The organism is Pseudonocardia sp., assembly GCF_050250275.1.
Classification (GTDB): domain Bacteria; phylum Actinomycetota; class Actinomycetes; order Mycobacteriales; family Pseudonocardiaceae; genus Pseudonocardia.
Window position 1 is genome coordinate 1 of sequence record NZ_JBFWOY010000061.1, and the last position, 13957, is coordinate 13957.

Here is a 13957-nt window from a genome sequence, read left to right on the forward strand (position 1 = left end):
CTCACCGACGACGAGCTCGCCCTGCAGGCCGAGGTCCGCAGCTACCTCGACGAACGGCTCCCACCCGGCACCTACCCGCTCGGCCTGGGCATGACCGGCGAACGCGACCCCGACTTCTCCCGCGACCTCGGCTCCCGCGGCTGGCTCGGCATGTCGCTGCCCACCGAGTACGGCGGTGGCGGGCGCACCGCCGTCGAACGGCTCGTCGTCGTCGAGGAACTGCTGGCCCGCGGCGCACCCGTCGGCCACCACTGGGTCGCCGACCGCCAGTCCGGCCCCAACATCGCCGCCAACGGCACCGAGCAGCAGAAGAAGGAGTTCCTGCCCGGCATCGCCCGCGGCGAGCTGTCGTTCTCCATCGGGATGAGCGAGCCCGAGGCCGGATCGGACCTCGCCGCCGTGCGCACCAAGGCCGTCCCCGACGGCGACGGCTGGCGTATCAACGGGCTCAAGACGTGGACCTCCGGCGCGGCCGGGGCCACCCACATCCTCGCGCTCGTCCGCACCTCCGAGGACCGCCACGGTGGCCTCACCCAGTTCATCGTCGACCGCGACACGCCCGGGCTGACCGTGTCCCCCATCCCGTTCGTCGACGGCACCCGGCACTTCTGCGAGCTCCGCTTCGACGACGTCCACGTCCCCGACGACCGCCGCCTCGGCGAGGTCGGCGCGGGCTGGTCGCAGAACACCGGCGAGCTGGCGCTCGAACGAGGCGGCGTCGACCGGTGGATGTCGCTCATGGCCTACCTCGTGCACTGGGCCCGCCACGCCGGCCCGGCCGCCGAGCAGGACCTCGGCGCCATCACCGCGAAGCTGTGGGCGTTCCGCGGGCTGTCGCTGTCGGTGGCGCGCATGGTCGACCAGGGCCTCTCCCCCAGCGTCGAGGCCGCCCTGGTCAAGGAGATGGCCACCCGCTTCGAGCAGGAGTGCCTCGCGATCGTCGTGCGTCACCTCGGCCGCACCCCCGAGCTCGACTCCGACGACCCCTACGAGGCGCTGCTCGCCCGCGCCGTCCTCACCGCGCCGTCGTGGACCATCCGCGGCGGCACCAACGAGATCCTGCGGACCGTGATCATGAAGGGCCTGGCCACGCGATGAGTGCTGGTTTCGATCCCGACCTCGTCGCGCTCGTCGACGACTTCTTCGGGTCCGAGTCCGACGCCGCCGCCGTCGAGGCGGCGGAGCGGACCGGCTTCCCCGCCGCGATGTGGGCGGGTGCCGACGAGATCGGGCTGCCCCGCGTGGGGCTGCCCGAGTCGCTCGGCGGCGCGGGCGGTTCCCTGCTCGACGCCGTCGCCGTGCTCGTCGGGTCCGGGCGGCACGCGGTGCCGCTGCCGATGCTGGAGTCGTGGTTGGCCGGGTGGGTCCTGACCGAGGCGGGGCGTCCTGTCGACGGTTCTCCTCTCGCGTTCACGACCGGCACGGACCGGGACTCGCTGGAGATCGTCGACGGGCGGGGGCACGGGACGCTGCACCGCGTGGGCTGGGGACGGTCGGCGTCGCAGGTCGTCGCGGTCGTCCCGGGCGGTGTGGTCGTGCTCGACGTCTCCGGGGCCGAGGTCCGGGAACGCACCGACCTCGCCGGGATGCCGCGCGACGACCTCACCTTCTCCGGGGCGCCCGCGCTGAAGTGCGACGTCTCCCGGGAGTCCGTACTGGTGCGCGCGACGCTCGGGCGGGCCGCGCAGCTCGCCGGCGCCACCGAGGCCGCGTTCGCGCTCACCCACGCCTACGTCGGGCAGCGCGAACAGTTCGGCCGCCCCATCGGCAGGTTCCAGGCCGTCGCCCAGCACGTCGTCCTGCTCGCGCAGGCCGCGACGACGTCGATGCACGTCGTCGAACGGGCCGCGCTCGCGCTCTCCGACCACGAGGCGGCATTCGAGGCCGCCGCCGCGAAGCTCGTCGCCTCCGAGAACGCGAGCATCGCCATCGCCGCCGCTCATCAGGCGCACGGCGCGATCGGCATGACGCAGGAATACCGGCTACAACAGTTCACGCGACGGCTCATGGCGTGGCGGGCCGAGCACGGTTCCGGCGCCGTCCTGGCCGCGGAGCTGGGCCGGACCGCCGCGCGGGCCGACTCGCTCGCCCACCTGATCACGGACCCCGCACCGCTGCTCCTGGAGCCCGCCTCATGACCGACGTCAGCACCGACCGCACCGGCGACATCGCCGTCGTGACGATCCACCGCCCGCCCGCCAACTTCTTCGACTACGACCTCATCCACGACCTCGCCGACGCCCTCGACGAGCTGGGCGCCACCGGCTGCCGCGCCGCCGTGCTCGCCTCCGAGGGCCGGCACTTCTGCGCCGGGGCGAACTTCGGCTCGGGCGGGCCGGCCGCCGACCGCGTCGACAGCTCCCGGCGCCTCTACACCGAGGCCGTCCGGCTGTTCCGGGTACCGATGCCCGTCGTCGCCGCCGTGCAGGGCGCCGCCGTCGGCGGCGGGCTCGGGCTCGCCCTGTCCGCCGACTTCCGCGTCACCGTCGCCGGCGCCCGCTTCCACGCCAACTTCGCCGCCCTCGGCTTCCACCAGGGCTTCGGGCTCAGCGTCACCCTGCCCCGGCTCGTCGGGTCCCAGCTCGCCACCGAGCTGCTCTACACCGCGCGCAAGGTCGACGGCACCGAGGCCGTCCGCCTCGGCCTGGCCGACCGCCTCGCCGACGGCACCGACCCCCTCCCCGCCGCGCTCGGGTTCGCGAAGGAGATCGCGGCGTCGGCACCGCTCACCGTCCGTTCCATGAAGGAGACGATGCGCGGCGACCTCGCCGACCAGGTCGCCCGCGCCACCGAACGCGAGCTCACCGAGCAGGCACGGCTGTGGGCCACCGAGGACTGCGCGATCGGGATCGCCGCGAATCTCGCCCGTGAGACACCCGTTTTTCTCGGACGCTGATCAATTCGCCGCCGAGCGGTCCAGCGACCCGGAGTTAGCCTGGACCCGTCGACGACGACGATCGGGGGACGAAGGGTGACCGTCGCAATCCAGCAGCTCATCTGGCGGGTCGAGAACATCAGGGACGCCTTCCACCAGGCGGTGTTCGTCGACCACGACGTCGACGCCGCCATGGCCGCCGCCGGTGCCGACTGCACCCTCAGCCACTCCCCGATGGACACCGGCGCAGGCCCCGACGGCCTACGTGCCTTCCTCGCCGACGACGTGCTCCCCCACCTGCCCGCCGGGCTCACGTTCCAGCGCGCCACCCGCACCGCCGACCAGCGCCGCGTCGTCCAGGAGGACGTCGTGTCGTTCACCCACGACCGGTCGCTGCCCTGGCTGCTGCCCGGCGTCCCGGCGACGGGCCGCCACGTCGAGGTCCGCGCCGTCTCCCTATCCGCGTTCAAGCACACGACCCACCTGGGTGACATCAGCACCCGCATCACCAGCCATCGCGTCCTCTGGGACCTGTACTCGATGCTCACCCAACTCGACGTCGACCCGGCGCGGCTGCGCCACGCCGACCGCGTCGCGGGCTGATCCGCGGACCTGCCCTGCCCGAACTGTTCTGCCCGGACCTGTTCTGCCCGGACCTGCCCTGCGCGCGCCGGGCAGGCGCGCTCCCCCGGCGGGGGCCGCGCGACCACTCCGCCGGCCCGGGGTTGCCCGAACGCGCTCCCGGCGGGACCCTCGGGGGCGCTGCGCACAGGAAGCCGGCTGCCCGAGGAGGCCTGGCAATGGGAGCGCTGCGTGGCGGTGACAGGAGAGGCGCGCTGCGCGCGGGAACCGGTGGAGAACTCCTGTCCGAGTTCCTCGGAACGTTCGTCCTCATCGTTCTCGGGTGCGGATCGGTCGCGGTCGCGGTCGCGGGCTCCCCGGGTCCGGCAGGCAGGAGACACCGTTCGACGCCGGCAACTGGCTGATCATCGCCTTCGGCTGGGGGCTGGCGGTCGTCTTCGGTGTCTACGTCGCCGGCGGGGTGAGCGGTGCGCACCTCAACCCCGCCGTCACCCTCGCCCTCGCCGTCCGGCGCGGTTTCCCCTGGCGCAAGGTGGCGCCCTACTGGGCCGCCCAGGTCGTCGGGGCGTTCGCCGCCGCAGCGCTGGTCCACGCGCTGTACGCCCCCGCGATCAACGCCTTCATCTCCGACAACAACACCGCGGCCCGCAGCCAGTCCCTCCCCACGTTCGCCATCTTCGCCACCTTCCCGGCGGAGTACTTCAACGGAAGCTGGTGGGGTCCGCTGCTCGACCAGGTCGTCGGGACGGCGATCCTGGTCGCCCTCATCGCCGCGCTGATCGACAGCCGCAACCAGTCCCCGCTGTCGAACCTGGCGCCCTTCCTGATCGGCCTGGTCGTCGTAGCGATCGGGCTCAGTATCGGTACCAACGCCGGATACGCCATCAATCCGGCACGTGATCTCGGGCCGCGGGTGTTCACCTGGCTCGCGGGATGGGGAGACCTCGCGTTCCCCGGAGCCGGGGCGTGGTTCGACGACTACTGGTGGATCCCGATCGTCGGCCCGCTGATCGGGGGCATGATCGGGATCTGCGTGTACGACCTCCTGATCGGCGGTGTCCTCGCCGCGCGGCTCGCCCGGCCGCCGGAGGAGCGGGAGCCCACGCCCGAGGTCGGCCGCACCTCGACGGACGAGCGGGCGTGACCGCCGGCGGGTCGGCGCGGCGGGCTGCAGCCCGCCGCGCGGTCGCGGCGGTTGCGGGTGGCGCGCCGAACTTGCGGGCACGGGAACCAGTGACGGAGGTCATAACTGCGACGGCCCGGGAAGTCACCGCCGCGGCGCGGCGCGCAGGACGATGAGGGTGGTCGTCCCAGCGCAGAGGCGTACCACAGGAAGGAGCGCACATGTTTGCGCGCGTCAACATCATCTTCGGTGAGCAGGCCAAGGTCGACGCCGGAGTCACCCACATCGAGGGCGCCGACCGGGGTCTGGTCGAGGCGGCCGCCGGAAACCGCGGACTCACCACCGTCGTGGACCGGTCCGCGGGGGTGATCGTCGCGACGTCCTACTGGGACGAGCCGTCCCACGACTCCGAGGCGTCGTTGACCCACGCGCGTGCGGGCGCGGCCGAGGCCGCCGGCGGCACCCTCGTCGTCGAACGCTACGCCGTCGTGCTCGGCGAACACCGGTCCGTCCCGCCGGCCGGCGGGGTCGTGCGGCTGGCGCACACGCAGGTCGAACCCGCCCGGACGGACGACGGGATCGCCTTCGTCCGATCGCAGGTCGTGCCCGCGGTCAGCTCCCTCCCGGGGTTCTGCAGCGCCGAACTGCTCCTCGACCACCTCTCGGGCGGGGGCGTGTTCGTGACGTGCTGGGACGACGAGCTCGGCGCAGCGGCCGCGGACGAGATCGTCGGTGAGCTCTACGACGCGGCGTCCGCGCAGGCCGGGATGACGTTCCCACAGGTCGAGACGTACGCGGTGGTCCGCGACGCCGCGGCCTCCGCCTGACCGACCGGGCTCGGCCGGACCGAGCACGCTCCAGCCCCTCCCGAGCGCCTCACCGAGATCGGGGACGGGCACGGCACGCGGCGTCGTCCGCGCAAGCCGCGCTGCTGCGCGCCGTTGCCGGGCCTCGGCAGCGTCAGCGGCGGCCCGACGACGGGCGCCGGTCGTGCCGGACCGGGCAGCGCCCGGCGTCCGTCCCGGTCCGGCACCACAGGCGTCGCGCCCGAACGAGCATGGACGCCTGACGTCCCACAACCCCTCGTCGGCGTCGCCCACACACCCAGTTCGTGCACAATGACCTCGACACCGCAGGACCCGGCGATGCGGGCGCACCCGTCGTCCGCACCCACACCCGTCCGTCGGGTGACGCGGCCCGCCCGGAGCAGCTCGCGGGGCGAGGCGCACGTTCCCGACGCGACGTCGACGCTGCCGCCACCCTGCCACTCTGCCGGGCCCCGGCAATATCACCCGCCGAATTTGGCCGGTCGCACCGTTGCCCGGGGTTCGGCGCGGGGGCAACGTGGGAGATGGCCGGACGCCAACCGTGGGGCCCGGCCGTCGGACTCACGTCGCGACACGCGGCCACGTCGAACCGGGACCACGTCCGCGGCCACCGAGGCGCCGCGGCTCGCGGTACCCGTCGAGGAGGTGCGTCGTGCTCGGAGACCACGAGCAGCAGCAGTTGCACGCACTCGAGCACCAGTTCATGGCCGAGGACCCGCAGTTCGTGCGATCGTTCACAAGCCGCGTGCAGCGGCTGGACCGCACCCGCTCCCCCGGCTCCACGATCGTTGCGATCACGCTCACCGTCATCCTCTGCTCGCTCACGCTGGGAGCCGGTTCGCCCGGCGGCGCGGTGGCCTTCGCCGTCGGTATCTGGCTGGTCTGGTGGGCCTGGCGGGACTCCCACCACCGGAAGGACGGCCGGGACGGGCATCCGCAGTGACCGTCCGTGTGCCGGTCCGTCGACCCCCGCACCCGGCGCGACGGTCGGTCAAGGGATCCACGCTGCTGAAGATGATGCGGACGACGGACCCCAAGGACATCGCGATCCTGTACATGGTCACGTCGTTCGGGTTCTTCCTGGCCGGCGGTGCGATGGCGCTGCTGATGCGCGCCGAGCTCGCGGTGCCGGGGATGCAGTTCCTGTCCCCGGAGCAGTACGACCAGCTGTTCACGATGCACGGCACGATCATGCTGCTGCTGTACGCGACGCCGATCCTGTTCGGGTTCGCCAACTACATCGTGCCGCTGCAGATCGGTGCCCCCGACGTCGCGTTCCCGCGGCTGAACGCCTTCTCCTACTGGCTGTTCCTGTTCGGCGGCCTCATCGTCCTGTCGTCCTTCCTCACCCCGGGCGGGGCACCCGACTCCGGATGGACCGCGTATGCGCCGCTCTCAGAAGCCCTCCATTCACCGGGGGTCGGCCAGGATTTGTGGATCACCGGGCTCATCGTGGCCGGTCTGGGCACGATCCTCGGTGGCGTCAACTTCATCACCACGATCGTCTGCATGCGCGCGCCCGGCATGACGATGTTCCGGATGCCGATCTTCACGTGGAACATATTCGTGACGGCGATCCTGGTCCTCATCGCGTTCCCCGTGCTCACCGCTGCCCTGTTCGGGCTGTTGGCCGACCGGCACCTCGGTGCCCACGTATTCGACCCCGCCAACGGCGGCGCGATCCTGTGGCAGCACCTGTTCTGGTTCTTCGGCCATCCCGAGGTCTACATCGTCGCGCTGCCGTTCTTCGGGATCGTGACCGAGGTGATCCCTGTCTTCAGCCGCAAACCCTTGTTCGGCTACAAGGGAATGATCTTCGCGACCCTGACGATCGCCGTGCTGTCCGCGGCCGTCTGGGCGCACCACATGTTCGCGACCGGCGCAGTGCTGCTCGCGTTCTTCTCCATCACCAGCTTCCTGATCGCGGTGCCGACCGGGATCAAGTTCGTCAACTGGATCGGCACGATGTGGCGGGGCAAACTCACGTTCGAGACGCCGATGCTGTTCGCGATCGGCTTCGGCGCCACCTTCCTGTTCGGCGGGATGACCGGCGTCCTGCTCGCCTCGCCCCCGCTGAACTTCCACGTCACCGATTCGTACTTTGTCGTGGCGCACTTCCACTACGTGCTGTTCGGCACGATCGTGTTCGCGACCTACTCCGGCATCTACTTCTGGTTCCCGAAGATGACCGGCCGGATGATGGACGAGACGCTGGGCAAGGTGCATTTCTGGCTGACGTTCGTCGGCTTCCACACCACGTTCCTGGTGCAGCACTGGCTGGGCAACGAGGGCATGCCGCGGCGCTACGTCGACTACCTGCCCACCGACGGGTTCACCACGGTGAACACGGTCTCCTCGATCGGCGCGTTCGTCCTGGGGGCCTCCGTCCTGCCGTTCATCTGGAACGTGTTCCGGTCCTACCGGTACGGGCGGGTGGTGACGGTGGACGACCCGTGGGGTTTCGGTAACTCGTTGGAGTGGGCGACGTCGTGCCCGCCGCCGCGGCACAACTTCACCGAGCTGCCCCGGATCCGTTCGGAGCGTCCGGCGTTCGAGCTGCACTACCCGCACCTCGTCGAGCGGTTCCGGCGGGAAGCTCATGGCGGCGGCGGCAGGCGGTCCGGCCGGATCGCCGTGTCGGAGGCTGCGGCGGCGACGGTGCAGCACTACCCGGAGGAGCGCCCGTGACGAACGTCGACCCGATACCCGAAGCAGAGCTGGTCTGGGAGAACGAGGGTGGGCAGCTGCGCCTGCGTCCGCCCCACCGGCCCCGGACCGGACCGGCCGCCACCCTGCGCCCGCCCCGGGACAGGAACGTGGCATCCGACACGACCAGGCGGCTCCCACCACCGACACCGTCCGACACGCGATGAGTCGCGCCGGCCCAGGCATTCCCCCGTGCGGCGATCGAGCGGACACGACGGAGGTGTGAGGTGCTCAGCGACCACGACGAGACAGTGCTCGCCGGGATCGAACGCCGGCTCCTGATCGAGGACCCGGCGCTCGTACGTGCCTTCGGCGTCCCGCCGCCCCGCATCAGAGCCGCCGACCACAGCTGGGGCACCGACCTCGCCACCGCGATCGCCGGACTGGCGCTCAGCCTCGTCCTGCGGATGGGCCCGAGGCCCCGCTCGATCGGCCCGCACCGGGACCGGGGCGCCGACGGCACCACGGGCACCGGCGGGTGACCGCGGGCCGCCATCCACGCGCCCCGAGACCTCGGAGTCCTGACCGCCACCCCGCCCGCGACACCCCGCCGGGCGAGGTCGTGCTCTCCCAGGTGTCCGCTGAGCGTGCTTGGTCAGGTCGACCCGCCGCACTACCCTCGACCGAAACGGGAGATCGACGTGGTGACGGACCGGGGTCAGCAGGGGCCGCGTCCGCAGGTCGTGACGCCTGCGGCCGATGAGTCGTGGCTGGTGGAGGTGGCTCTGGCGGCGAGCCGCGAAGCCGGCGGGGTCCCGGTCGAGCTTCTCGGGGACTACCTGACGCTGCTCGCCGAGGCCGCCACCACCGGACGCAGACCCGCCCCGTTCGAGCTCGACGCGGTGGAAGCGCTCGGCCGGCGGGCAGCCGAGCTCGGCGTGTCCGCAGGCAACGCCGTGCAGCTCTACCTCTCGGCAGCCAAACGGCTGTGGGCGGAGCTCCCGATGGTGATCCGCTCGCGCAACAGTGCAGCTGTGCGCGAGGCGGCCGCAGCCGTGCTGCACGTGATCGACGCCGCGGTCGCGCGGCTGGCCGACGGACACAACGAGGTGCGCCGCGAGATGGTGCGCTGGGAGGAGACGCTGCGGCGCGAGTTCATCGACGACCTGCTCCGCGGTGACGCGGACGTGGGACGCCTCGTGGAACGGGCCGAGCCGTTCGGGCTGGACATGGCACGCGCCCACCAGGTGGCGTTGGCCGCCCCCACCGGGCGGCTGAACGAGGTCGACCCGGTGATCAGCTCCGTGGAACACGCCGTGGTGGATCACTTCGGTGACCGCGACGTCCTGGTCGCGACCAAGGACGGGTGGATCGTCGTCGTGGCCCCCGTCGACACCGGGGGATCGGCGACGCCGCGGTCCGAGCTCGGCGAGTTCCTGCACGCCGTGCTGAGCCGCGCACCGCGGGGCCGTCCATGGCGGGTCACCGTGGGCCGGCCCTATCCGGGCTCGTATGGAATTCCCCGTTCGTACGAGGAGGCTCGCGAGGGGCTGGCCCTGGCGGTGCGCCTCCACCTGGACGCCCCCGTCATCCAGGCCGAGCAGCTGCTGATCTACCGCGTGCTGCTGCGGGACCAACCCGCCATCGCCGATCTCGTCCAGGACGTCCTCGGTGCCCTGGCCCAGGCCCGGGGCGGGGCCGAACCGCTCCTCGCCACCCTCGACACCTACTTCACCAGCGGGGGCGTCGCCACCGAAACCGCGCGTCGTCTGCACCTCTCCGTCCGCGCCGTCACCTATCGCCTCGACCGGGTCAAGACGCTCACCGGCCACGACCCCACCGATCCCGCACAGCGCTTCGCGATCCATGCCGCGGTCCTCGGCGCCAGACTGCTCGGCTGGCCGGACAAGGACCTGACGACGTCACCCTGAGCCGGTCGACCGCCGGACGGGAACCGGTGCCGCGGTCTCGGGCCGGCCCGGGGTCGTCCCGGCCGCCGCCCTGCTCCGGCCGCCGCCTCGGCCCCGACACCGGCAGCCGTCCGGCCTCAGCCGTCGTCGGGTTCCTCGGCGAGGAGGTCCGCCAGCACGGCTGCCTGGCTGATCTCGACCGCCCGGGTCGCGGTGAGCAGGCTCAACGGCGCCTGCTGCGCCAGGTCACGCAGACGCTGCAGCGCCGCGGCCCCCTCGGGCTCGCGGAGCTCGGTGCGGTACCGACGTCCGAACTCGGCGAACCGGGCCGGAACGTGGCCGTACCAGGAACGTAGCGCCGCCGACGGGGCGACCTGTCGGCACCATCCGTCCAGATCGGCCCGCGACGTCGTGAGACCACGAGGCCACAGGCGGTCGACCAGTATCCGGGCGCCGTCCCCCGCCGACCGTGGGTCGTACACCCGTCCCGCCCGTATGCACGGCAGCCCTGACATCGTCGCGCCCTCTCCTCCTCGACGCCGGCGGCCGGGCCCGCCGACGGCACCGGCCGCACACCGCTCTCCGTCGCCCCACCTTGTCAGGACCGCACGGAGAACAGCTGTCGCGGCCCGGGCAGCCCCGGCGACCCGTCCGGGACGGCGGGCCGGCACGCGGACGGCCATCCGGCACCAGGTCCGGCCGCCGACGCGGCGGCGGGAGCTCCGAGGGCCCACCGCACCAGCCGGCCCGGGCGACGGACGACGACCGCGCCGGCGACGACAACTGCCTCGGGTGGCGCCCTGTCCGGCTTCCACGGTGCGCCGACGGGCGAGCTCCCGGAACCGGTGCGACCGGACACGTTCACCACAGCTGCACTGCCGAGGTCGGGCAGCACCGCTCCCTTCCTCGTCGATGCGCAGGCGAGGTCGACCCACGCGCGGCACCTGCCGGAACTCGAGGAACGTCCCGCCGACCCATCGGAGGTGGCCGCGCTGTCCAGCCACCACACACTGCCGACGGTCGGCAAGCTGGGGCGGTGAAGTTCGTGAGGGCGTGCCCTGCCACCACCGCGTCGGCACGGGCACAGTGGTTGTCGGGGACACGGTGGTGGCCAGGGCCCACCACCGGCCTCGGACTTCCGACGACGTCGGCCCGCGCTGCGGAGCACGCCCGGCAGGACAGCGGGTGGATGCCCGGACGGACGTCCGATCGTCCCCGTTCCGGAGGTCCGTTGTCACCGATCAGGAGGCGCGTGTTGTCGCACGACGTGACGGAGATTGCCACCCGAGTCGACGATGTACTGGTGTGCCGGGAGGCGGCGCTGCTGCTCCGAGCGGGCGAGGCCAGCCCCGACGGAGAGGACCTCGGCCCACCGATGGATCGGCTGCTGATCGCCGTCAGCCGCGCACTGGAGGCCGACCGGCCGTCGATCCCGACAACGGTGCGCCGCGCCGCGGTCGAACTCGCACGACATCTCGTGCGACGTTCCTCGCTGCCCGTGCCCCGGTGCAGCGGCGCCAGCCCTGAACGCACCCGGCCGTCGTCGGACGCCCGTCGGCGGCGGGCCGTGGTCCCGTCCCGGGCGGCGACCCCGTTCACGCCGTCGATCCAGCTCGGACGAATGGGGTGACCGGCGACCGACGGCCATGACGTGGTCGTACCGGGTCGTCCTCACCGGGCCGGTGCCCGCGTGGACCCGGGGGCGCTGCGGTGGACACCTCGGCCGGCGAGGTCTGGAGCGGGCGACGGGAATCGAACCCGCGTAGCCAGTTTGGAAGGCAGCCGTGACTTCCCACGCAGGCCTCTGACCTGCAACAACAGCAACGTTCGCCAGTGCAGGAGGTGCAGGAATCTCAGCGGTTCGACGCTAGTTCGCACCACGCTTGATGCACATCCGACGCCACAAGTCCTCGCACCGTCGGTCATCAGTAATGATGATCGACGTTAACGGACGGCAGGCCTCGATCGTCTCCTCAGGCGTCACCGCCGTGGTGGCGCGAACCGCAGGAGAAGGAACCGTGAAGAAGATCAGCCGTCGCACCGCCGTTCTCGTGGGTGTCCCCCTCGGCTTCCTGCTCGCTGGCGGGATCGCCTTCGCGATCGTCGTCCTCACCACTGTCATCAGTGGCACGACCGGCTTCATCGACTCCACCGCCTCGGCCCGAGTCGCGAGTGCCACCGGCACCAAGTCCTCCGCGGACTGCTCCAACATCACCGCCGACGGCTCCAGCGTGACCATCAACCCGCTGGTGTCACGCACACTCGTCGAGGGCAAGACCCCCGAGGTTCTTCCCGGCAACTGCACCGTCACCATCCGGCTCGAGAACACCGGCCAGGTAGCACTCACCTCCTCGCGCTGGGTGTCGGAGAAGACCCCCGCCGGCTGGTCCATCACCCAGCCCTTCAGCTCCGCCGTGACCATCTACCCCGGCCAGTCCGCGAGCATCCAGCTGTCCGTGACCGCGGACTCCACAGCCGCCGCCGGGACCATCGCGGGGCGCATCGTCTCGGCCACCTGATACGGCGACCCAGGTCAGCGCACCGTCACGGCGGTCACTCGTCAGTCTGAACCGCCTCGGGTTCAGTGGGGGCTACGGGGGCCCCGGGAGCTGCTCGACCCTGGCCGGGCCGCGCTCCACCGGCGCCGCGAGCAGCAGGACCTCGGCGCAGCCGGCCGAATCTACGAGCGGCCGGGGCCAATCGCGACCGGTTCCGACGGCCGGCAACGGCTGCGCCGTGCCCTGCCTCACCGCACCGCACCGCACCGCTCGGGCGCGGGCAAGGTCCGGGCCCCTGCGGCCGCCCCGATCGCCGGGCGGTTGAGGCCTCCGCAGGCGTCCGTTCCCCCGTCTCAGCGGCTGTAGCGCTGGGGCAGCACGTCGCCGAGCCCGGTCAGCTCGAGCTCACCGTCGACCGTCTCGCCGGGGAACACATACGCCTCGTTCTCCGCGACCTGGACCCGGAACTCTCCGCGCCCCTCGGCCAGGACCCGCGCGTGCAGCGCGGCGACCGCGGCGTCGCGGGCGGAGTCCCAATCCTGGCCTTCTCCCTGGTCGGTCCAGGCCACGTTCTCCGCACCCGACCGCAGCACGCCCACGCGCCAATGCTCCATGGACCCGAGGGTGACGCAGAGGGGCCCGGCTGCACCAGCAGCCGGGCCCGACCATCCACAACCGTGGTCGTACAGACCTACTCGGTCGGGGTCTTTCCACAGGCCAGCAGGTCCTCGGCGATTCGCCACGCGTTCAGCATCGAGGTGTAGGCGACGGCGTCGGCCAGCTCCCAGGTCACCGGGCCGACCTGCATCCGCAGCAACGGCGGCACATCCCGACCCGGCTGCGGAGTCAGCATCGACGCGGTCACCGCCGGGGTCCCCGCGAAGCGCACCATCGCCGAGAGCAGCCACGGCCCCGCAGTTACGGTCGCGTCGCGGCGCCCCTGGGGCAGGGCATGGGACAGACCCCGGGCCAGCGGAGCGGCGGCGGCCCACTTGTCGGCGATCGTCGCCGCGGTGCGGTGCATGTTCACGTAGACCAGGACGGTGCCCAGGGTGATTCCGAGCTGCTGTTCGGGGGTTCCGGCGAAGCGCATGTCGACCCGGGTCGGGACGAACCCTGCGACCCGCGCCGCCAGCGTGCACACCGAGGACAGTCCGCGTCCGGCGTTCTCCTCGGCGGTGGTCTTGTCGGTGGTGGTGATGGTCTGCTGCTTCTTGCCCATGTCGGCCTCCAGATCAGGAGGGGCCTGTCGGCCCGGGAACCCCGAAGGGGTGGCGGGGAGCTGTTCCCCCGCCGCCCCTTGGGGCGACCCAGCGCGGCCGGCGAGGCTCGCGGTCAAGGGCCGGACGAAGTCCGGTCGCGCAGCGACGCGCAGCGCCCTTGATCAACGTAAGAAGCGGAACGCAAGCCCCAGCCGCTTGCCGTCGATCGATGTGAGTCCCTCCCCGAGTCCCGGCGTCGGACCGGCCCGAGCGGGGCAGGCTGTGGTGCGCCTG

General features: G+C 72.1%; 14 protein-coding genes and 1 pseudogene. 12 read left to right on the forward strand and 3 right to left on the reverse strand.

The features are described 5' to 3' along the window. The 10 genes and pseudogenes from AB7F12_RS31095 to AB7F12_RS31140 all read left to right on the forward strand — a co-directional run. On the forward strand, positions 1–1098 hold a 1098-nt coding region (locus tag AB7F12_RS31095; protein ID WP_428517116.1), incomplete at its 5' end, for an acyl-CoA dehydrogenase family protein. Further along, positions 1095–2138: an acyl-CoA dehydrogenase family protein gene (locus tag AB7F12_RS31100; protein WP_428517118.1), complete on the forward strand. Its 1044-nt coding sequence runs from the start codon at positions 1095–1097 to the stop codon at positions 2136–2138. The genes AB7F12_RS31095 and AB7F12_RS31100, both read left to right, overlap by 4 nt. Continuing rightward, the gene (locus tag AB7F12_RS31105; protein ID WP_428502711.1) at positions 2135–2896 is read left to right on the forward strand and encodes an enoyl-CoA hydratase/isomerase family protein; all 762 of its coding nucleotides are present in this window, start codon (positions 2135–2137) and stop codon (positions 2894–2896) included. The genes AB7F12_RS31100 and AB7F12_RS31105 overlap by 4 nt, the downstream gene beginning before the upstream one ends. A 75-nt stretch (positions 2897–2971) precedes the next feature. Beyond that, complete coding sequence (locus AB7F12_RS31110) at positions 2972–3478, forward strand: hypothetical protein (RefSeq protein WP_428502710.1); 507 nt, start codon at positions 2972–2974, stop codon at positions 3476–3478. Between the two features lie 197 nt (positions 3479–3675). Beyond that, positions 3676–4601: pseudogene (locus AB7F12_RS31115) on the forward strand (MIP/aquaporin family protein). A gap of 200 nt (positions 4602–4801) precedes the next feature. After that, positions 4802–5407, forward strand: coding sequence for a hypothetical protein (locus tag AB7F12_RS31120; protein WP_428502709.1), 606 nt, complete (start codon positions 4802–4804; stop codon positions 5405–5407). Between the two features lie 652 nt (positions 5408–6059). Next, complete coding sequence (locus tag AB7F12_RS31125) at positions 6060–6350, forward strand: DUF3040 domain-containing protein (RefSeq protein ID WP_428502708.1); 291 nt, start codon at positions 6060–6062, stop codon at positions 6348–6350. 71 nt (positions 6351–6421) lie between these two features. Beyond that, complete coding sequence (gene ctaD, locus AB7F12_RS31130; protein WP_428517120.1) at positions 6422–8095, forward strand: aa3-type cytochrome oxidase subunit I; 1674 nt, start codon at positions 6422–6424, stop codon at positions 8093–8095. Positions 8096–8340: 245 nt separating this feature from the next. Further along, positions 8341–8595: a DUF3040 domain-containing protein gene (locus AB7F12_RS31135; RefSeq protein WP_428502450.1), complete on the forward strand. Its 255-nt coding sequence runs from the start codon at positions 8341–8343 to the stop codon at positions 8593–8595. A 231-nt stretch (positions 8596–8826) separates the two neighbouring features. After that, a complete protein-coding gene (locus tag AB7F12_RS31140) occupies positions 8827–9984 on the forward strand; it encodes a PucR family transcriptional regulator (RefSeq protein WP_428517122.1) in 1158 nt (385 codons plus the stop codon). Positions 9985–10100: 116 nt separating this feature from the next. Here AB7F12_RS31140 and AB7F12_RS31145 read toward each other — a convergent pair whose 3' ends face one another. Continuing rightward, complete coding sequence (locus AB7F12_RS31145) at positions 10101–10478, reverse strand: DUF488 domain-containing protein (protein WP_428502452.1); 378 nt, start codon at positions 10476–10478, stop codon at positions 10101–10103. 752 nt (positions 10479–11230) lie between these two features. Here AB7F12_RS31145 and AB7F12_RS31150 point away from each other — a divergent pair. Then, entirely contained in the window at positions 11231–11593 is a 363-nt protein-coding gene (locus tag AB7F12_RS31150; protein ID WP_428502453.1) for a hypothetical protein, read from the forward strand. 388 nt (positions 11594–11981) lie between these two features. Beyond that, positions 11982–12482 (forward strand): NEW3 domain-containing protein, encoded by a 501-nt coding sequence (locus AB7F12_RS31155; RefSeq protein WP_428502454.1) that lies wholly within the window; start codon positions 11982–11984, stop codon positions 12480–12482. 332 nt (positions 12483–12814) lie between these two features. On the opposite strand, the gene AB7F12_RS31160 is transcribed toward AB7F12_RS31155, so the two are convergent. After that, positions 12815–13075 (reverse strand): hypothetical protein, encoded by a 261-nt coding sequence (locus AB7F12_RS31160; RefSeq protein ID WP_428502455.1) that lies wholly within the window; start codon positions 13073–13075, stop codon positions 12815–12817. A 77-nt stretch (positions 13076–13152) separates the two neighbouring features. Next, positions 13153–13683 (reverse strand): hypothetical protein, encoded by a 531-nt coding sequence (locus AB7F12_RS31165; RefSeq protein WP_428502456.1) that lies wholly within the window; start codon positions 13681–13683, stop codon positions 13153–13155. Positions 13684–13957: the final 274 nt, after the last annotated feature.